This window comes from Gilliamella sp. B2969 (assembly GCF_026536195.1).
Taxonomy (GTDB): Bacteria; Pseudomonadota; Gammaproteobacteria; order Enterobacterales; family Orbaceae; genus Gilliamella.
Window position 1 is genome coordinate 1 of record NZ_JAFNOP010000008.1, and the last position, 21,271, is coordinate 21,271.

Annotated in this window: 16 protein-coding genes, 1 tRNA gene and 1 pseudogene; 3 read left to right on the forward strand and 15 right to left on the reverse strand. The window is 37.2% G+C overall.

The genetic code is table 11. The features are described from left to right. Nucleotides 1-340: pseudogene (locus J3U66_RS08225) on the reverse strand (hypothetical protein); the annotation flags it as partial. 261 nt (nt 341-601) lie between these two features. On the opposite strand from J3U66_RS08225, the gene J3U66_RS08230 reads away from it, so the two are divergent. Beyond that, entirely contained in the window at nt 602-1,648 is a 1,047-nt protein-coding gene (locus J3U66_RS08230; protein WP_267348696.1) for a LacI family DNA-binding transcriptional regulator, read from the forward strand. Nucleotides 1,649-1,727: 79 nt separating this feature from the next. On the opposite strand, the gene truB is transcribed toward J3U66_RS08230, so the two are convergent. The 12 genes from truB to J3U66_RS08290 all read right to left on the reverse strand — a co-directional run bounded on the left by truB (nt 1,728) and on the right by J3U66_RS08290 (nt 17,303). Beyond that, on the reverse strand, nt 1,728-2,627 hold the full coding sequence (gene truB, locus J3U66_RS08235; protein WP_416379734.1) for a tRNA pseudouridine(55) synthase TruB: 900 nt from the start codon (nt 2,625-2,627) through the stop codon (nt 1,728-1,730). Between the two features lie 68 nt (nt 2,628-2,695). Next, nucleotides 2,696-3,073: a 30S ribosome-binding factor RbfA gene (gene rbfA, locus J3U66_RS08240; protein ID WP_065798776.1), complete on the reverse strand. Its 378-nt coding sequence runs from the start codon at nt 3,071-3,073 to the stop codon at nt 2,696-2,698. Between the two features lie 65 nt (nt 3,074-3,138). After that, on the reverse strand, nt 3,139-5,829 hold the full coding sequence (gene infB / locus J3U66_RS08245) for a translation initiation factor IF-2 (RefSeq protein WP_267348700.1): 2,691 nt from the start codon (nt 5,827-5,829) through the stop codon (nt 3,139-3,141). A gap of 17 nt (nt 5,830-5,846) precedes the next feature. Beyond that, nucleotides 5,847-7,322 carry a transcription termination factor NusA gene (nusA, locus tag J3U66_RS08250; protein WP_065798778.1) on the reverse strand — a complete coding sequence of 492 codons (1,476 nt, stop codon included), beginning with the start codon at nt 7,320-7,322 and terminating at the stop codon, nt 5,847-5,849. Nucleotides 7,323-7,338: 16 nt separating this feature from the next. Continuing rightward, the gene (gene rimP, locus J3U66_RS08255) at nt 7,339-7,800 is read right to left on the reverse strand and encodes a ribosome maturation factor RimP (protein WP_065633366.1); all 462 of its coding nucleotides are present in this window, start codon (nt 7,798-7,800) and stop codon (nt 7,339-7,341) included. A 191-nt stretch (nt 7,801-7,991) separates the two neighbouring features. After that, nucleotides 7,992-8,068, reverse strand: a tRNA-Met gene (locus tag J3U66_RS08260). 207 nt (nt 8,069-8,275) lie between these two features. Then, nucleotides 8,276-9,082, reverse strand: a complete 807-nt coding sequence (trpA, locus tag J3U66_RS08265) for a tryptophan synthase subunit alpha (RefSeq protein WP_267348702.1) — start codon at nt 9,080-9,082, stop codon at nt 8,276-8,278. Next, the gene (trpB, locus tag J3U66_RS08270) at nt 9,079-10,272 is read right to left on the reverse strand and encodes a tryptophan synthase subunit beta (RefSeq protein ID WP_267343521.1); all 1,194 of its coding nucleotides are present in this window, start codon (nt 10,270-10,272) and stop codon (nt 9,079-9,081) included. Before trpB ends, trpA begins: the two co-directional genes overlap by 4 nt. A 21-nt stretch (nt 10,273-10,293) precedes the next feature. Continuing rightward, nucleotides 10,294-11,676, reverse strand: coding sequence for a bifunctional indole-3-glycerol-phosphate synthase TrpC/phosphoribosylanthranilate isomerase TrpF (trpCF, locus tag J3U66_RS08275; protein ID WP_323849543.1), 1,383 nt, complete (start codon nt 11,674-11,676; stop codon nt 10,294-10,296). A 14-nt stretch (nt 11,677-11,690) separates the two neighbouring features. Then, on the reverse strand, nt 11,691-13,322 hold the full coding sequence (gene trpD, locus J3U66_RS08280; protein ID WP_267333381.1) for a bifunctional anthranilate synthase glutamate amidotransferase component TrpG/anthranilate phosphoribosyltransferase TrpD: 1,632 nt from the start codon (nt 13,320-13,322) through the stop codon (nt 11,691-11,693). Then, on the reverse strand, nt 13,322-14,884 hold the full coding sequence (locus J3U66_RS08285) for an anthranilate synthase component 1 (RefSeq protein WP_267348704.1): 1,563 nt from the start codon (nt 14,882-14,884) through the stop codon (nt 13,322-13,324). Before J3U66_RS08285 ends, trpD begins: the two co-directional genes overlap by 1 nt. 343 nt (nt 14,885-15,227) lie before the next feature. Continuing rightward, a complete protein-coding gene (locus J3U66_RS08290; RefSeq protein ID WP_267348706.1) occupies nt 15,228-17,303 on the reverse strand; it encodes a tetratricopeptide repeat protein in 2,076 nt (691 codons plus the stop codon). Nucleotides 17,304-17,623: 320 nt separating this feature from the next. Between J3U66_RS08290 and J3U66_RS08295 the strand changes: the two genes are divergently transcribed. After that, complete coding sequence (locus tag J3U66_RS08295) at nt 17,624-18,532, forward strand: SPFH domain-containing protein (protein ID WP_267333377.1); 909 nt, start codon at nt 17,624-17,626, stop codon at nt 18,530-18,532. A gap of 120 nt (nt 18,533-18,652) precedes the next feature. Beyond that, nucleotides 18,653-19,117, forward strand: coding sequence for an NfeD family protein (locus tag J3U66_RS08300; protein ID WP_267333376.1), 465 nt, complete (start codon nt 18,653-18,655; stop codon nt 19,115-19,117). A 50-nt stretch (nt 19,118-19,167) separates the two neighbouring features. Here J3U66_RS08300 and yqfB read toward each other — a convergent pair whose 3' ends face one another. Both yqfB and J3U66_RS08310 read right to left on the reverse strand, forming a co-directional pair. Continuing rightward, entirely contained in the window at nt 19,168-19,482 is a 315-nt protein-coding gene (yqfB, locus tag J3U66_RS08305) for a N(4)-acetylcytidine aminohydrolase (protein ID WP_323849544.1), read from the reverse strand. A 29-nt stretch (nt 19,483-19,511) separates the two neighbouring features. After that, entirely contained in the window at nt 19,512-21,179 is a 1,668-nt protein-coding gene (locus J3U66_RS08310) for a bifunctional metallophosphatase/5'-nucleotidase (protein WP_267348710.1), read from the reverse strand. Between the last annotated feature and the right edge of the window lie 92 nt (nt 21,180-21,271).

The window sequence follows — 21,271 nt, forward strand, 5'->3', positions numbered from 1 at the left end:
CGGTCAACGAGGGATCGAGCGGAGCAAAAGCACTTAAGGTATTAAGCGTTTGCGTTACCTTTGAGACAATATTGAAATTATTCGCCGGGTGAAAAATAAATGCGGCTTTTTGATTTAAAACCGAGTCAAGCGTGAGGTGTTTATCTGAACTTGTAAAGGAAATGCGATAATGCCAGGGCTGGTTAAGGGCTTCATCACTGCTTACCTCTAATACCGATATTGCTGAGCCTAGTGCTTCTATTGTTAATGTGTAACGATTATGGCTAACATCTGATAACATGTTGTTAATGCCAGCTTTTTCACCTAATGTGCTAATTAGGTTGCTGAGCGCCTTAGGCATAGTTATTTCCTTCTTATTCCTAACAATCTTTTTTTTAATAATTTATTTTTTATTAATTGTAAACGCTTTAAAACAAGGACAGTACATATTTAATCATAACAGATTATCTAAGTAGTATATATTAAATTGGCAAAATAGTCTTTAGTTACTACATAGTCAAAATTATTTGGAAGGCAGATCGCTAAATTCGCTCAAAATCAATTACAGAACTTAGTAACTTGATTAATGTAATTATAATTTTAATAGACTACTTTAATTATTATGAAAAAAACTACACTGTCTGTGATTGCCAAACAGGCAAATTTATCGATTGCGTCGGTATCTAGGGTGCTTAAAAAACCTCATTTAACCTCTGTTACAACGCAATCTAAAGTTTACCGAGCGATTGAAGAGTTAAAGATTGATATAAGTTGTAATTTAAAGCCTCATAGCCATTTTGATAAATCTGATCGCATTTTAGTTTTGGATAATCAATTTACACCATATACATTAATTAACTATGGACTGGAGCAGACGTTAAGACAAGCAGGTTTTACAGTATTTTATTTTCGCTTTCCATGCCAATCTAAAACTGATTTTCATCATTTAATTCAATTTATTAACCAAAACACCTTTGCCGGAATTTTAGTGATTAATGATGCACCTTACTTAAGTGAGCTTGAACAATTTAAAAAAGCATTGCCACCAATTGTTTTAATAAATCATTTTTCGCGTAATTTTACCTGTGTTTATTTTGATCATTTGATGATCGGTTACCAAATAACGCAATATTTATTAGAAAACGCACATCAAAAAATCGCAATTTTGATGAATGATAACAATAAAATTTGTTCCACACTTTTTTTGCAAGGGTATCAACAAGCGTTACTCAGAGCAAATATAGAATTTAATCCTCACTATCTTGTTGAGCGTTGCATTAGTTATGAACATGGCAGAGCTGCCATAAAAAAACTAATCAATAGCAATAATCCACCTTCAGCGATTATTTGTGGTGATAATAGTAGTTTGAGCTATCCAGAAAAGAATTATCATAATTTGCAATGTCATCTTTCCGATTATCATGTTGTTTTAGGTGCATTACATCAAGCCCATGAAAGTCAAGCTCAGCTAGTTCGTCCGCTTACTATAACCTATGTGGGCCATGCAAGTGCAAGGCAATATAACGAATTAGATAAATTAAGTCGAATAAATAAACCATTGTATAAAATGGGCCAAGATTCCGCTAATTTGCTTTGTCAACATATTGATAATGCTATAAAAAACGTTAAAAGCTATCACATTATAGAAGCAGAACCTCGTTTTTATTAATGATTAACATCCATTTTAACTTTACCCGATATTACGAGCAATAAATAGCATAAATTATCTAGGTAACGATGTTCTATAATCAAACTGATATCAGGCGTTTTGGTGATAGTTGATTAAATTTTTGTATACCAATACCGATAAACTGTTGTTCTTGATAAATTCGAACTAATGTTTCGCTCGATACTGATGTATCAAGTACAATATTTCGGCCTAACAATATGTCTTTTCCTTGAATATCAGTTAAAGTAATTTTTGGATAATCTTGCACAGGACTATCCACTGGCATAAGTAAAGCTTGTTTATCGGTAATGTGTTGTAATTCATCCAAGCTGATCATTTTATCAATCGGATAATTAGATACTTGCAAACGTCTTAAATAAATAACATGCGCACCACAGCCAAGTAGTTCGCCCAAATCATCAATAATGGTTCGAATATAAGTGCCCTTCGAGCAATGTATTTCTAATGTTAATTGGTTATTATCGGGATTAAATTGAATAAATTGATTTTGGTAGACAGTAATAGGCCTTGCTTCACGTTCAATCACAATACCTTGACGTGCGTACTCATATAGGGGTTTACCTTGATATTTTAATGCTGAAAACATGGTCGGTACTTGTAAAATATCGCCACGAAAATGCGTTAATGCTTCATCAATTTGTGATTGAGAAATATTAACAACTTTAGAACAAATAATTTGACCATCTGCATCTGAAGTATCAGTTCGTTCGCCTAACTGGGCAATCACGCGATAGCGTTTGTCTGAATCTAACAGGTATTGCGAAAATTTGGTCGCCTCACCAAAACAAATTGGTAACATGCCTGTTGCTAAAGGATCGAGTGCACCTGTGTGCCCTGCTTTTTTTGCATTGAACAGCCTTTTTACTTTTTGAAGTGCATCATTAGAAGCCATACCTTGCGGTTTATCTAACAATAAAACGCCGTGAATGTCACGGCGAATTTTTTTTGTATTCATCATTGGTGCTTTATATTCAAGGTTTAAGTTTTTTTAATAATTATTTGCTAAGTATAATTTTAACTTTTTAGTTAATCTTTATGCCGTTCATTGTCTTGTCTAATCACATCAGACACTAAATTAGACATTTGCATTCCTTTAACCAGTGACTCATCATAAAAGAATTTGATTTCAGGAATAATGCGTAAACGCATCGCTTTACCAATTAAGGTTCGGATATATCCTTTTGCATCATTAAGCACAGTTAGTCCCTGCTCAATAACTTGTGGATCATCATCATTAAGAAAAGTTACAAATACTTTGGCATAGGAAAGATCGCGCGAAATATCTACGCCAGAAACAGTGACCATTCCTAATCGTGGATCTTTGATTTCTCGTTGTAAGATGATCGCAATCTCTTTTTGTAATTCATGCCCAACTCGTGATGAGCGGCTAAATGTTTTTGCCATATCTATTTTCCTTAAAATATGAATAAGCAAGGCTTAAACCTTGCTTATAACATGTTTGGTAATGATTAAATGGTACGCTTGATTTCGATAGTTTCGAACACTTCGATGCTGTCACCAACACGAACATCATTGTAGTTACGTACACCAATACCACATTCCATACCATTACGTACTTCATTAACATCATCTTTGAAGCGTCGTAGGGATTCAAGTTCACCTTCATAGATAACAACGTTATCACGAAGTACCCGAATTGGATTATGGCGTTTGACCACACCTTCTGTCACCATACAACCAGCAATCGCACCAAATTTTGGTGATTTAAATACATCACGCACTTCAGCAAGACCAATAATTTCTTGTTTGTATTCTGGTGCAAGCATACCGCTCATGGCTTGTTTAACTTCGTCAATTAAGTCATAAATAACAGAATAGTAACGAAGATCTAAGTTTTCAGACTCAATAACCTTACGTGCCGATGCATCAGCACGAACATTAAAGCCTAAAATTATCGCATTTGAAGCCGCTGCTAATGAAGCATCAGTTTCGGTAATTCCACCAACACCTGAACCAATAATTTTCACTTTCACTTCATCAGTTGAAAGTTTAAGCAATGAATCACAGATCGCCTCAACCGAACCTTGAACGTCAGCTTTTAACACGATGTTAAGTTCAGATACATCACCCTCAGTCATGTTGGTAAACATGTTTTCAAGTTTCGCTTTTTGTTGACGCGCAAGTTTCACATCACGGAATTTACCTTGTCGATAGAGCGCAACTTCACGCGCTTTCTTTTCATCACGAACAACAGTGGCTTCATCACCTGCTGACGGTACGCCAGAAAGACCTAAAATTTCAACCGGAATTGAAGGGCCCGCTTCGGTAACTTCTTTACCTAATTCGTTGCGCATTGCACGAATACGACCATATTCAAAACCACACAGAACGATATCGCCTTTTCGTAAAGTACCTGATTGAACTAGCACTGTTGCAACTGAACCACGACCTTTATCTAAGAATGATTCAATTACCACTCCGCTTGCCATACCAGATTCATACGCAGTAAGCTCAAGGACTTCGGCTTGTAATAAGATTGCTTCAAGTAATTGGTCGATGCCGGTGCCTGCTTTAGCCGAAACATGAACAAACTGAGTATCACCACCCCAATCTTCTGACATAACGCCATATTGGGCCAGTTCACCTTTTACGCGCTCAGGATCAGCTTCTGGTTTGTCGATTTTATTCACTGCAACAACGATTGGTACATTTGCCGCTTTCGCATGTTGAATAGCTTCAATAGTTTGTGGCATCACACCATCATCAGCCGCTACAACTAATACCACGATATCGGTTGCTTTAGCACCACGAGCACGCATTGACGTAAATGCAGCATGGCCTGGTGTATCTAAAAAGGTGATTTCGCCATTTGGTGTTTTTACATGGTAGGCACCGATGTGCTGCGTAATACCACCGGCTTCACCCGATGCCACTTTCGCTTTACGGATGTAGTCAAGTAATGAAGTTTTACCATGATCAACATGTCCCATGATAGTGACGACAGGCGCTCGAGCAACTTTTTCAGCGCCGGTATCACGGTCGCTCATGAGCGATTCTTCTAGTTCGTTTTCACGACGAAGTACCACTTTGTGTCCCATTTCTTCGGCAACAAGTTGTGCCGTTTCCTGATCGATAACCTGATTAATGGTTGCCATCGCCCCCATCTTCATCATAGTTTTGATAACTTCGGAACCTTTAACAGCCATTTTATTAGCAAGTTCAGCAACAGTTATCGTTTCACCAATGACTACATCACGGTTAACGGCTTGAACAGGTTTAGTAAAGCTTTGTTGCAATGCACTTTTACCTTTCTTTTTGTGACCACTACGCGTAACGGCACGGGCTTCTTCTCGTTCAGCTTTACCTTCAGATAATTTACTAGCTTTTTTCTGTTTAGTTTGTTTACCGCCACGACCTCGGCCTCGACCACCTTCGACTTCTCGGTCGGTATCATCTTCAGCAGCGCGTGCATATTTAGATGTGGTGACATGATAATCATCATCTTCACTATTGTCGTTATCATCAGTATCACTATATTGCTCGGCTAGTTTGCGAGCTTCTTCGGCCATACGTTTAGCATCTTCTTCTAATTTTCGACGATTTTCTTCTTCAGCTTTACGTTTTATTTCGTTGGCCTCTGCTTCTAAACGCGCTTTTTCTTCTTGTGCTTTTTTTACTTTAGGATCCGTTGTCGGCTCTTGCACAGGTTTAGCGGCTTGCTGTTTAGCTTTCTCTTCTTGAGCACGTTTTTTAGCCTCTTCTTCGCGTTTTTTAGCTTCTTGCTCTGCAGCTTCTGCAGCTAACTTCGCTTTCTCTTCAGCTTCTTTACGCGCTTGTAATTCTGCTAATTCTGCTTCTTGTTTAGCTTTTTCAGCTTCTAGACGTGCTTTTTCTTGCTCGGCAGCAATTTCAGCCGGATCGCGTTTTACAAAAGTACGTTTTTTACGGACTTCGACTTTAATTTCTTTGCTTTTGCCACCCGCACTTGACACATTCAACGTTGAATGAGTTTTACGTTGTAGTGTTAATTTTGTTGGACCTTGCTGAGGATTTAAATGCGCAAGCAAAGCTTCTTTTTCCTTTTGTGTAACAGTGTCAGACGCGGTTTTTTTCATCCCAGCATCGGCAAACTGTTGCAAAAGTGTTTGCACTGGAGTATTTATCTCTTGAGCCAGTGTTTCGATTGATACTTTGGTCATGTATTACTTTCCCTCAATTATTCATTTGCAAACCAACAAATATTACGTGCAGCCATAATAAAATCGCCAGCTTGTTTACTTGTTAAACCTTCAATATCCACGAGATCATCGGTACCTTGTTCTGCTAAATCTTCCAAGGTAATAACGTCATGTTGGGCTAATTGGTAGGCTAATTCTTGTGTCATACCCGGTAAATCTAATAAATCTTGCGCCGGTCTTTTATCGCCACTATGAGCAAGCGCTAAGGTTGTTAAAGCATCTTTTGCGCGATTTCTTAATGCTTCAACCAGTTCTTCATCAAGTTCTTCAATTTCAAGTAATTCATCAACCGGTACATAAGCAAGTTCTTCTAGCGAAGTAAAACCTTCTTCAACTAATAGTTGTGCCAGATCTTCTTCAATGTCTAAATGCTTCATTAAGTTACTGATTGCAGCAAATGATTCGGCATGATGTTTTTCTTGTAAATCTTCGGTACTCATTACATTTAACGTCCAACCCGTAAGTTGTGATGCTAAACGGATATTTTGCCCATTTCGACCAATAGCCTGTGGTAAAGTATCAGCATTAACAGCCACATCCATTGTATGTTTATCTTCATCAACAACAATTGACACAACATCAGCAGGTGCCATTGCATTAATCACGTACTGTGCAGGATTATCATCCCACAATACGATATCAATACGTTCACCACCAAATTCATTCGAAACAGCTTGGACTCGAGCGCCTCGCATACCAACACATGCACCAACTGGATCGATACGACGGTCGTTACTGCTAACAGCAATTTTAGCGCGAGAACCCGGATCACGAGCAACACCTTTAATGTCGATCATCTCTTCACCAATTTCAGGAACTTCAATACGGAATAGCTCTTCCATCATCTCAGGGTTAGAGCGACTAATACAAAGTTGTGCTGGTTTATTATCTTGTTCAACCAAATATAAAATACCGCGTACACGATCGCCAATACGGAAGTTTTCGCGTGGCAGCATATCATGACGTGACATCATTGCATCGGCATTATTACCTAAATCTAAAATCACGCTATCGCGATTGGTTTTTTTGACGATACCCGTTACGATTTCACCAATTCGGTTTCTAAACATGTCAATGACCATTGCACGCTCAGCTTCGCGTACTTTTTGTACAATAACTTGTTTCGCCGTTTGTGTTGTAATTCGGTCAAAAGCAACAGATTCAATTTGTTCTTGAACATAGTCACCAATTTTTAATGTTGGATCTTCATATTGCGCTGCTTCTAGGGTTATTTCTTTAGTTGGTTGTGTAACTTCATTGACCACCAACCAACGGCGAAATGTATCATAATCGCCAGTTTTATGATCAATTTTTACCACAACATCAATATCAACATTATGTTTCTTTTTAGTGGCTGTTGCTAATGCGGTTTCTAACGCTTCAAAAATTTTGTCACGCGTTAGTGCTTTTTCATTTGATACTGCTTCAACAACAGCTAAAATTTCTTTATTCATCCTTTACACCCGTACTCTATTTAAGGTTAAAATTAGGTACTATATTTGCTTTTTGAATATTGCTAAAAGCAAACACTTCATCGTTATTATCCACCGTTAGTGTAATCATCTCATTATCAATGGATTTTATCTGTCCTTTCCATTTGCGACGATTAGCAACAGGAATACGCAGACTAATTGTGACTTCTTCACCAACAAAACGTTGATAGTGTTCTAACGTAAACAGTGGTCTGTCCATACCTGGTGATGAAACTTCAAGGTTATAAGCATCTTTGATAGGATCTTCCACATCAAGCACAGCGCTAATTTGTCGGCTAACATCAGCACAATCATCAACAGTTATACCGTTTTCACTATCTATATAAACTCGTAACACTGGGTAACGGCCACGAATGTATTCAACGCCAACTAACTCAAAACCAAGGGCATTCACAGGTTCTTGTATGATATCCGTCAATTGCTGTTCTATATTAGCCAAACAAACCTCCACTGCAAAAAATAAAAAAAGGGCATATAGCCCAACATTCCTTTTAAACTTACGCTTAAATCAAAACACGAAAAAAAACCTCGACATGCGAGGCTACATTTAAAACTAACTATAATGAAGCCACTTGATTCGAACTTTCACGCAATAAAAAGGGTAAATTGATTTATGAATGAAAATCTAAGTGGTTGCGGGGGCTGGATTTGAACCAACGACCTTCGGGTTATGAGCCCGACGAGCTACCAAGCTGCTCCACCCCGCGATAGATGGTTGAAGATTATACCTTATTTTAAATAAAGTGCAACGTGTAATAATGTTAATTTTAGCAAATATAGCTGAAGTAATTGATTAATCTAACAGAATAAATTTCAGTCTTTTTTACAAAACAAATGTAAAATAAGTAAGCAAAATGGCATAACCAAATCTATAAAAAAATAAAATATTCCGCTGAATTCTCAGCGGAAAAAAATTATTTAGACGTCGCTAATTTCATCTTTTTAACAAACTCGGTCATTTCATTTAGCATTTTTTCAGGTTCATCTAAATTTTTCTCGATAATTTTGACTGTCGCAGATCCGGCGATCGCACCAGCTGCTCCTGATTTAATTGCTTCACTCACTTGTGAGGGTTCTGAGATACCAAATCCTTGAATCGCTGGCGGCGCGCCGTACTGAGTCAATTTTTGGATTAAATGCGTTAAAGGTTTATTGGCGCGATTTTCAGTACCGGTTACACCAGCACGTGACACAAGATAGGTGTAACCTTTACCCAATTCAGCTATTTTTTTAATAACTTCGTCATCAGCATTTGGTGGGCAAATAAAGATTGGCGCAATCTTATATTTTTCTGCATGTTTGGTAAATTCTTGTGCATACTCAACCGGTAAATCAGCAATTAATACTGAATCTACGCCTGCTTTTGCACATTTCGCATAGAAGTTATCAATACCATTTTTAAAAACTAAATTAGCATAGATGAGTAAGCCAATAGGAATATCAGTATGATAGCTTCTGATTTGAGTTAATATTTCAAAACATTTTTCAACACTAATACCACCTTTAAAAGCGCGAATATTCGCATTTTGAATGGTTGGTCCATCGGCCATAGGGTCAGAAAACGGAATACCCAGCTCTAATGCATCCGCACCAGCATCAATTAAAGTTTGTATTATTTGTAAAGAGAGTTCTGGATTAGGATCCCCAACAGGAACAAAAGGAACAAATGCGCCCCGCTTTTCTTGATTTAATTTATCAAATAATTTTTGATAACGGTTCATTCAATTTCTCCTTTTGCTTTTAAAATATCATAAACAGTAAAGATATCTTTATCTCCGCGGCCCGATAGATTGACAATCAACAGCTGCTCTTTATTAGGATTTTCTTTGATCATCTTTAGTGCATAAGCTAAAGCATGCGATGATTCTAACGCAGGAATAATACCCTCATGACGCGACAACGCTTTAAAGGCATCTAACGCTTCATCATCGGTAATCGAAACATATTGCGCACGGCCGATACTATCTAAATAAGCATGTTGAGGTCCAACCGATGGAAAATCAAGGCCCGCTGATATCGAATACGACTCTTCAATTTGTCCTTCATCAGTTTGCATCATTGGCGATTTCATACCAAAGTAGATACCCAATTTACCATGTTTTAATGATGCACCATGTTCACCGCTTTCAATGCCGTGTCCACCCGGTTCAACACCAATTAAGCGTACTGATTTTTCTTCAATAAAATTTGCAAACATACCAATTGCATTAGATCCACCGCCAACACAAGCAATCACGGCATCAGGCAAACGTCCTTCTTTTTCCATAATTTGTTGTTTGGCTTCGCGGCTAATCATCTGCTGAAATTCACGTACAATAGTCGGGAAAGGATGCGGACCTGCTGCGGTACCTAGCATATAGTGAGCTTTTTCATAACTTCCTGACCAGTCACGCAACGCTTCGTTACAGGCATCTTTCAAGGTAGCTGAACCTGTTTCAACTGGAATCACAGTCGCCCCCATTAAACGCATTCTAAACACATTAGGCGCTTGCCGTTTAACATCTTTTGCGCCCATATAAATACGGCATTTTAAGCCAAGTAACGCACAGGCCAGTGCTGATGCAACGCCATGCTGCCCTGCACCGGTTTCGGCAATAATTTCGGTTTTGCCCATACGTTTGGCAAGTAACGCTTGCCCTAATACTTGATTGGTCTTGTGCGCACCGCCATGTACAAGATCTTCACGTTTTAAATAGAGTTTAGTTTTAGTGCCTGCTGTTAAGTTTTTACATAAAGTAAGCGCAGTAGGTCGACCGGCATAATTGACTAATAAATCATTAAACTCTTTTTGAAAACTTGGATCATGAATCGCTGATAAAAAAGCATCCTCAAGTTGCTCAAGCACCGGCATCAATATTTGAGGGACATACTGCCCACCAAACTCACCAAAATAAGGATTTAATTTTGACATAACTATTCCTTTTAACATTAATTAAATTTGTTCAAATACAGCTTGAATTTTGTGTTTATCTTTAATACCCGGCGAAATTTCGACACCAGAATTTAAATCCACCCCAATCACATTTGTAGCTAAAGCATTTTTTATATTTTGCGGATTAATGCCGCCGGCTAAAATCACATTAGTTAAATCTTGCCCAGCTAGTAGTGACCAATCAAAGCTTTTACCCGTTCCCCCGGCGCCATGATCAAATATATAACGACTGACTAACGGATTATTGTGTTCGGGGATGGTATTGCTGATACTTAATGCTTTCCAAATCTGACAATTTTTAGGTAATTTTTCACGTAATAATTGGATATATTGGTTATCTTCATCACCATGCAATTGAACAGCATAAAGTGAAAGTTGTTCGGCTATTTGACAAACTTGATCTATCGTTTCATTTTTAAACACACCTACCCAATTTAGCGGCGCAGCTGAAATGACTATTCGGGCATTTATTGGCGAGATATAACGAGGTGATTTTGGTGCAAATATCAATCCACCATATACCGCACCGGCTTGGTAAGCTGCTATCGCATCTTCAGCGCGAGTTAAACCACAAACTTTATTTTCACCCAGCATGACTTTACGAATCGCTAAGGTTAAATTAGGTTCTGACATCAGCGCGCTACCAATTAAAAAACCATTAGCAAACTGACTTAATTCTTTAACCTGATTATGTGTGTAAATCCCCGATTCGCTGATAATAATGCGATCATCAGGAATCGTTTTCGATAGATTTTTAACGCGATTTAAATCGACACTCAAATCACGCAAATTACGATTATTAATGCCTATCACTTTAGCACCAAGTGCAATTGCTCGTTCCACTTCGGCTTGCGTGCTTGCTTCGGTTAATACGCCCATATTGAGTTGATGAGCGATACGGCTTAAGTGACGATACTCATCGTCATTGACGACTGATAGCATTAATAAAATGGCATCGGCCTGATAATAACGCGCTAAGTAAATTTGATATTCATCAATAATAAAGTCTTTGCAAAGAACAGGCTGAGTTACCTCATTACGTACGATAGGCAAAAACTCAAAACGTCCTTGAAAGTATTTTTCGTCGGTCAACACCGAAATAGCCGAAGCATAATCTTTATACACTTTGGCAATAGTTGCAGGATCAAAATCATCCCGAATTAACCCTTTTGACGGTGAGGCTTTTTTGCATTCTAAAATAAATGCTGTTTTAGTTTGATTCAATGATTGATAAAAATCACGATCACTAGGCTTCACATCCATTTTAAATGTTTCAAGCGGTTTTGATGCTTGCTGTGAGACTAACCAACTTTGTTTATCTTCGATGATTTTTTTCAATACGGTTGCCATTTCAACATTTTCCGTTAATGCTGCAATTGCCATATTTTTCTCCACTGTTATCTTGCCGCTAATTGCTGTAATAGTTGATAAGCTTTACCACTACGCATCATTTCAATCGCTTGTTTAGCATTTTGTTTTAAATCGGACTGACCAAACAAACTCATTAACATCGCAACGTTAGCGGCGATCGCTGCTTCATGAGCCGGTTTGCCATGTCCTTGTAAAATCGCAATTAACATATCACGATTCATCTCTGGCGTGCCACCTTCAATATCTTTTAATGTATATTGCTGTAAGCCGAAATCTTGCGGTGTTAATGTAAAGTAACGAATTTTGCCATTATGCACTTCAGCCACTTGCGTTTCACCATGAATCGCAACTTCATCCATTCCTGAACCATGTACCACATAGGCATGGGTATAACCTAACATAGTTAACGTTTCAGCAATCGGTTTGATTAAATCTGGGTGATATACCCCTAATAAAATTCGTTTAGGACGAGACGGATTAATGAGCGGCCCTAGTACATTAAAAATCGTTCGAGTCTTCAATTGCTGACGAACCGGCGCGGCATGACGAAAACCTGAATGATATTGCTGAGCAAATAAAAAACATACACCAAGCTCATCCAACGCCTTACGCGAATCTTCGGCCGGCATATTTAATTTAATGCCTAAAGCAGACAACACGTCTGATGAACCTGATTTACTCGACACCCCACGGTTACCATGTTTAGCCACCTTGTAACCTAACGCAGCAGCCACAAAGGCACTGGCGGTTGAAATATTAATACTGTTGGTACCATCACCGCCTGTTCCGACAATGTCGGTAAACGCATAATCTGGAATAGCAAAACTATCGGCATTTTCAAGCAGTGCTTGCGCAGCTCCTGCGATTTCATCTGGCTTTTCACCGCGAACTTTCATACTAATTATTGCTGTTGCCAATACCGTCGGTTCGATTTTACCTTGAATAATTAAATTGAACAGTATTTTACTTTCTTGTTGGCTTAATACCTGTCCTAAATATAACTTATTGAGAATAGGTTGAATATTATACTCTTGCTTATCAATAATGGCTTCTTGTTTTGGTTGCGCTGTTTTTTGTGATGGATTAAGCGCCCACTCAATGGTTTGCTCAAGCAGTTTTACCCCTTGAATAGTTAAAATTGATTCGGGATGAAACTGAAAACCACACACCCGATCCTCATCATTACGCACCGCCATCACAATATTGTTACACAAGGCATTAATGGTTAGGGTTTTAGGAATATTTTCGCCTTTTAATGAATGATACCGCGCGACCGGTAATGGATTAGGTAAGCCTTTAAACATGGCTTGTTCATCGTGTTCAATAAGTGAAGCTTTGCCATGTAAAATATCACCCGCCGGTACAATGCTTCCACCATAAGACTCAACAATCGCCTGATGACCAAGGCAGATACCTATAATCGGTAATTTACCTTTTAGGCGTTTAAGTAATTCTGGCATACAACCTGCTTCACTTGGTGCGCCGGGTCCTGGCGATAACATCAAAATCGGATTTTGCATTTGTGAGAGTTTTTCAACTATCACATCAGCCGGGATCGTATTACGATAAATCGTCACATGATGTTGGCTATTACGTAGTTGATCGACGAGGTTATAAGTAAAAGAATCAATATTATCAATAAATAAAATATTAGCCATTAGAATACACCTTCTACATTATGTGCTGCCATAATTGCTCTAACCACAGCGCGCGCTTTATTACGTGATTCGTCGGATTCAAATTGTGGTTCAGAATCTAAAACCACGCCGCCACCAGCTTGAACAGTCGCTATGCCGTTTTCAACATAAGCACTACGAATCACAATACACGTATCAAGGTCACCATTGGCAGTAAAATACCCTACTGCCCCACCATAGCTACCCCGTTTAACTTTTTCTGATTCGGCAATCAATTGCATTGCACGAATTTTGGGCGCACCGGTTAATGTCCCCATATTCATGGTCGCTTGATAAGCATGAAGTGCATCTAAATCTTCACGTAATTGACCAATGACTTTTGACACCAAATGCATCACAAACGAATAGCGATCAACTTTGAGTAAATCTTTAGTATATCGTGTACCCGGCTGACAAATACGTGCTAAATCATTACGAGCTAAATCGACTAACATTAAATGTTCTGCTAGTTCTTTCTTGTCGGTACGCATATCTAACTCTAAACGACTATCTAAATCATAATCAATGTCGCCATTGGCGGTTAAGCCTCGAGGACGCGTTCCGGCAATAGGATAGATTTCAACTTGATTGGTAGCTTTACTATATTTAAGCGCGCTTTCAGGTGAAGCACCAAATAACACAAAATCCTTATCTTGCATATAAAACATATAAGGGCTTGGATTATTAGTTTTAAGAAGTTGATAGGCAGACAAAGGCTTAGGACAAGGCAATGTAAAACGACGAGATGGCACTGCTTGAAATATTTCGCCTTGTTGAATCGCATCTTGCATCTTTTTAACTATGGTATTAAAGTCATCATCACTTTTATTACAATCAACCGTAATATTGGCAAGGGATTGAGTAGGAATTGGCTTTATCGGTTGGTTTAACAAAGTTTGCAGCTCATCAATACGTTTAGTTAAACGTTCCACTTCGTTTGGATCAGCCGTGAAAGCGGTCGCTTTTAATATTGAAACGTGATTTTGATGATTAATTTCTAATAACGTTTCGGCTAAATAAAAACAAAAATCTTGGCAGCGCATATCAGTAGGGAGTTTAGGTAAATTTTCAAAACCAGCCACCAAATCATAACTAAATAGCCCGCCAACAAAAATCGCATCATGGCTTGCTTGTTTCGAATAATTCACAAGACTAAGTAGCGTTCTTAACGCATCAAAAACGGATAGCGATTTTAATCGAGAATCCTCATCTTGCATGGCATCAACTTGAGGAAACACCAATGTCAACTTTGACGTTTCAACTTCAACTTTCACAGTACTTGCTGAAAATGCATCGGCAAGTAAAGGTAACAACGTTTGCCCATTTGAAGTTAAAGCTTCAAATATCACCTGCTGATCGATTGCCGAAATGCGTAACGCACTATCCACAATCATCACACTTTTTATGCCTTGCTTGTTATCGATTTCGGCTGATTCAAGCAGCAATGTAGCTGGCCTGTCATGACATAATTGATAAAATACCTGAGTCGGATCTTGATAATAACCAATGGTTTTGGTTATCTGCGTTAATGTTGGCTTATTCATTGTTGACTCTCTATTTTTAAATTTTTATTTAAACTATGCATTTGATTATGAAAAACTAAAAACCCGCGCTAAGCGGGTTTTACATACAAAGACAATGCTTTATCAAATCACCCGCCCAAACTCATACGCCACCAACCAAAATTAGCGAATTTGCAAGCAATCAAATAACAGTATTGTGATTTCATGATTATTATTAATGTAAAATGAATGTTGTACTATTAAACTAGTTCATTGATGCAATGTCAAGTGAATATTTTGTGTGCAGAAATAAAATTTATTTTAGTATATCAATAGCAAGTTTAACCAAAGGATGCTATTTGTTATAAAGCATCCTTTGTAAAAATTAGCGCAACGGCATTTCGGATTGAATCACTTTAACCAACTTAGATCTTGGTTTTGACGAAATCCGAAAGTGGTTAGTAATCCATAACTTATGATGTGCTTCACATTGCGGACCTAAATAAATCTTCTCAATATAATCTTCCACCGTTTTGTAATTAATAAATAAACTGCTGGCTTGAACATAATCTGTCGGCGCTTGAATTTTTTCATCGGCAATATTTGTGATATAAATCATTCGACATTCATCTTCATCTTCAAATGCAGCATGCTTGATTAAGCACGAGATAGGCATGACGGCTAAGGTAATTAATTGATCGAGAATAGAAAGATTTTTTATGCTTCTGTTTTTATTTAAATTTTTTATTACTTGTTTTATTTGATTTAGTTTTTTTCTAATTGTTTTAATTTTATGCTTTTCATCTAATTGTTTTAGGTAGTCATTCCATTTTTCTTCAATCTCAGCTGCAGAACTTTCTCGGTGCTCCAGATAAAAAGAAAATTTATTACGTTTGGCAAGACTAATATATTCATTATTTGGATCAAAATACAAACAACGGAACAAAGGTAGATCATGAAAGGAGGATTGTGTTAACGGTTCGTTCTTCTCATTAGCATCAGTTTTATTATCAATAAAATCTTGTCTTGCCATTTTAACTGATGTTAATTTATTTAAATGATTAATACCATCAGGATTGATGCTTTGTTCAACATCGTCGCCAAAAAAATTTTGGTTAAAAACTACACTAACACTCGAGCCGACAATATTGTTTTCATTGCCATATAAACGAAATTGATTTAACGAATTGTGATTAAATGAAAAACTGGCTAAAAAGCTTTTGATTTCACTATCCGTATCGGTTTTAATATTAAGCCAACTAGTGAGTACCTGATTTTCAGTGGGATCGTTCATAAAATCAACCACATTTAAACGAAAATCGCTAGGCTCATTTTTTAAAAGACTAAATAACACGCCCGGTCTGGTATAATGTGCAACCTGCCGTTCATATTGTTTCTCTTCACTTTTTAAGTTTTCATTTAATTTAAATGTAACCAGTAACTGCTCCTGAATATCTTGTGCTAATGTTCTGATATAACAAATGTACTGAGTAACGGATTGCTCGCGTTTATTGGCATCGGCAAATAGTGAAGAAGCTTCATTCTTATCAATGACTGATAACATGATTTGAGCAATAGTATAAAGCATAAATAAATCATTGGAATAAGACACTTTCAGATAATATTCTTTTGCTTTTTTAAAACTACCTTCTGTTTTGTTAAAAAAGATATTATCCCCTAAATAAAGATTCGCTATATTGGAAACATAAGAATTAATGCTATCACAACATTGTAAGAAACACTGACTGGCTTCGTTATAAAGCTGTTTTTTAGTTTGATAGATAACACCCAAATTACATTGTGCCCTAACATAAGCATCGGCATTATCCTCCCTTTGTACCTGTAAATAATGGTATTCTGCCTGCTTGATATCCTGTTTTTTAAATTGGTAAATAAGGGCTAAATTACATTGTGCCCTAGCATAAGCATCAGCGTTATCCTGCCTTTCTACCTGTGAATAATAATGTTTTGCCTGATCGTCATTCTGTATTTTAAATTGGTAAATAAGCGCTAAACAATATTGAGCCCTAGCATAAGCATCGGCATTATCCTGCTTTTCCACTCGTGAATAATAGTGTTCTGCTTGCGCTATGTTATTTTTTTCATCTTGATATATCAGGGCTAAATTGAACTGAGCTTCGGCATATAAATTAGGATCAACACTCTTTTCAATCTGTAAATAATGGTGTTCTGCCTGCGCTATGTTATTTTCATGTTGATATATCTGAGCTAAATTAAACTGAGCTGTAGCATATAATGTCGAATTACCTAACTTTTCAACCTTTAATAAATGTTTGATTGCAGCTTCAGTATTTTGATCCAAAAAATAAATTTTGGCTAACTCTAATTGAGCCTTTGAAAATGCTTCATCGCCATCGTTTTTGGTGATTTTTTTAAAATCTGCAATTTTCTGCTCGATCGTTTGTTGTTTAATATTTTGTTCAACTGTTTGCTCTTCCATTATTATTCCTATTCTGTTTTTCTTGTCATATTTAATCGTAGTAAACAATTAAACGACAGCCAGTATGTATTTGGCTGGAATGATTCTTGTTGGTTAATATTAGCGCGTCGTTTAAATTAATAGACACAGTTTAGCGTTAAGTTAAAAAATCACCAAAAATTTAACAAGGGATAGAGCAAAAATATGACTAAAAATAAATTAGCTTCATAAAATCAATAATAAATAACATAAAGATTATTTATTAATAACTGGTCAAAAAATCTCATAGCCATTAGAATGCTTATACCGTCGAAATTCATATTACTAAGAGAAATTAATCTATGCCTATATTTTATATTTTTATCGGTATCATCGTGTTACTCGCACTAATCACCGTTTTAAAATGTATTACCATTGTTCCGCAAGGTTATCAATACACCATTGAGCGTTTTGGTAAATACACCCACACACTTGAACCGGGATTGAATATCATTATTCCTTTTATGGATGGGATTGGTCGTAAAATTAATATGATGGAACAAGTGCTTGATATTCCATCACAAGAAGTTATATCAAAAGATAATGCCAACGTACAAATTGATGCCGTTTGCTTTATTCAAGTGCAAGACGCAGCTAGAGCCGCTTATCAAGTCAATCAACTTGAACGTGCTGTGATTAATTTAATGATGACAAATATTCGTACGGTACTCGGCAGCATGGAACTTGATGAAATGCTATCACAACGTGATCATATCAACTCAAAATTACTTAGCATTGTTGATGATGCAACAAACCCTTGGGGCATTAAAATCACCCGTATTGAAATTCGAGATGTTCGCCCGCCGGCAGAACTTATTGCCGCGATGAATGCACAAATGAAAGCAGAACGTAATAAACGTGCGGAAATTCTGGAAGCTGAAGGTGTTCGTCAGGCAGCAATACTACGTTCAGAAGGTGAAAAACAGTCCGAAATATTAAAGGCCGAAGGTGAGCGACAAGCTGCATTTTTACAAGCCGAAGCCCGTGAACGTGCGGCCGAAGCCGAAGCAAAAGCCACACAAATGGTGTCTGATGCAATTGCAGCAGGTAATATCAATGCAGTTAATTACTTTGTTGCACAAAAATATACTGAAGCGCTACAACAAATCGGATCGGCAGATAACAGTAAAGTCATTATGATGCCTTTAGATGCATCAAGTTTAATGGGCAGTATTGGTGGCATTGCGGAGCTCATTAAAAACTCTAAATGATGTCACAAGGTAGTTTCCGAACTGGTTGTATATATTTTCCAAGGTACTTTAAGTACAAGTTATTTTGGAATTAAATAAATACTTTTGCAATTTCAATTATGTAATTAGGTAAATTAAACGATGACTGATATTTTAACCGTTATTTATAATTCCCCTCATTGGGTATTTTTTATTTTAGGGGGAACATTATTAATTGCAGAATTGCTTGGTACTGGTGGCTACTCACTTTGGAGCGGCATCGCTGCAATTGTTGTTGGTCTTATTGCTTGGATTTTGCCTCTGTCTTGGCCTGTTTTATGGATTTTATTTGCTATATTTACCTTGGTTTCAGCATATTTATGGTGGCTATGGCTTAAAAAGTCTGGGCAAAGCAAACCGAATAGCAACGAAATTAATCAGCCACAACAAGATTTAATTGGTATTAAAACCCTTGTTACCGACGCCATTATCAATGGCTCAGGCCGAGTCAAAATCAAAGACGGCACTTGGCCAGCACAATGTAATATTAATTTACCGGTTGGTCATGCTGTTGAAGTTATCGCGGTTAATGGTCTAGTTTTAACGGTACAACCAATAAAAAACTAGTCACATTTTGCTTTTTACCAGTAAAAAAACGCGCCTAAGGCGCGTTTTTTTTAGATTGATAATAGTTGAAAAGCAATAATAACAAACTGTTGTTCGTTAGGGTAAATATCACTAATGACTTTTTTCAGTTCAGTTAGGCTCATATTTTCCTGCTTAGCCTGTTCTTCAGTCAATTGATTGAGTGTTACAGGCGTCACATTAGTAATTTTTATACTACAAAAACATGCATCCGTTTCAAAAACGCCCACTCGCAACGTATCACCCACCTTAAAATGTGATTCACTTTTATCACGAATAGTAATAGTTTTTAAACCAGCCAAAATATCCGATTTAAAACGTTGGTAAAACGTTATATCATTTTTCACAACGATCATCCTTTTTATTAAACGAGCGGTTAAGGTTTGATACCGATCACTTGCCAGTTATGGTTAGATTCATCAGTAATTTTACCTTTTTTGACGTCTGTAATATATTTTATCGTCATATTACGGATAGTACCTTGTTCATCACCAAAAGCGGTTCGTGAGTCCCAAGTTGGTTCAACACGTCTTCCTTCTAATGGCCCACCTTTTTTGACTAACATCTCGTAACGATAAGCGTTCATACCTAATTTTAGCTTCATATCCGCAGTGATAGCCTGACCATTAAGCAATGTTAAATTTTTAATTCGCTCACCAACCGGTTGAGTTAAATCAATAGTATATTTGACCCCACCAAACATATCGTAAGTCATATATTTTGACGCGCCACGAATGGGATCATATTGATAATTTTTATCGCCCGGTTGTACTTGAGCAAAATAAGCAGCAGACCATTCCATATAGTCTTTAAGGTCTTGACCGGTAACTTCGAATATACTGGTTTCACCAGCGGTATATTGGTAGTTATTGGCGATATCTTTACGCGTGATTGGACCTTTATTCAGTATTGCTTTTTTATTATCAACCAACACAGAAGTCACATCCGCACCGCTATAATATAATTGAACGGCATTGAGTAAATGAGTTAGCCCTGTTTCTTCGAGGTAAATCGCAGGAATACCATGAATCATTTGCTGGGGAACCAAATCACGATCGGTTTCACCAATAACCTGATTGGCTATTTCTCTTAATTGTTGATGATAAGGCGCATAAATTTTTTCAATTGCTGGATCGGCAGCATACGATTTAACTGGCTGTGTTTCGGCTTTTTTATTCACTAAAGAGGCTTTGTTCTTTTCAAGATCAAAGGTTAAATCAACCACCGAAACCACGGTACCATAACGATGTGGTTCGGTAATCAAAACATTATTGATCACTTTTTCACTTATATTTTGATGATTGTGCCCAGCTATAATCACATCGATATCGGGCACTTGGTTAGCCACATCAGCAACGCCGGTTCCTGGTTTATTGTTTTCATTATCCACCCCCATATGGGTAACTAAAACAATAGCATCAACATGTTGTTGTTTTAACTTTTCAACTTGTTTTTGTATTTCTGGAATTGGCATAGTGAATTCCATTTGTTTTACATAACCTGTTTTATCTTCATATTCAGGTACAAATGGTGTCGTTGCCCCAATAAAACCAATTTTTACGCCATCTTTTTCAATAATGGATGTAGCGGGTAAATAGGCTTTACCTGAGTCTTTATAAAAGATGTTCGCTGCTAATGTTTTACCTTTAAATTCAGCAACGATTTTATCAACAACTGGCATGCCAAAATTAAATTCATGGTTACCTAATACCATAATGTCATATTTCATAGTATTAAGAGCCTCAATAGCTGGATGATTTTTCACATCGTGAAAACGTTCAATTTGGTTATCTTGAATAATATCACCCGCATCAACCAAAATGACATTAGGGTGATGCTCACGAAACTGATTAACAAAGGTAGATATTTGTGCGTAAGAACCGGATAAATCAGCCTTATCTGTACCATAATCCCAAGGTAACATTCGTCCATGAACATCGGAAGTTGCTAAAATAGCGACATTTACCTGTTTAGCCAACAGTGGCAAGGGACTGGATAAAGCCACAATCGTGAATAATGATAACAATCTTTTATTGAGTAACATTTTAAGCTCCTTTAAAACTCGACAAACAAATAATCTTCCCTATACGAAAATAAAATAACTAATACGTTAAAAGCATCGTTCATTTATAATCA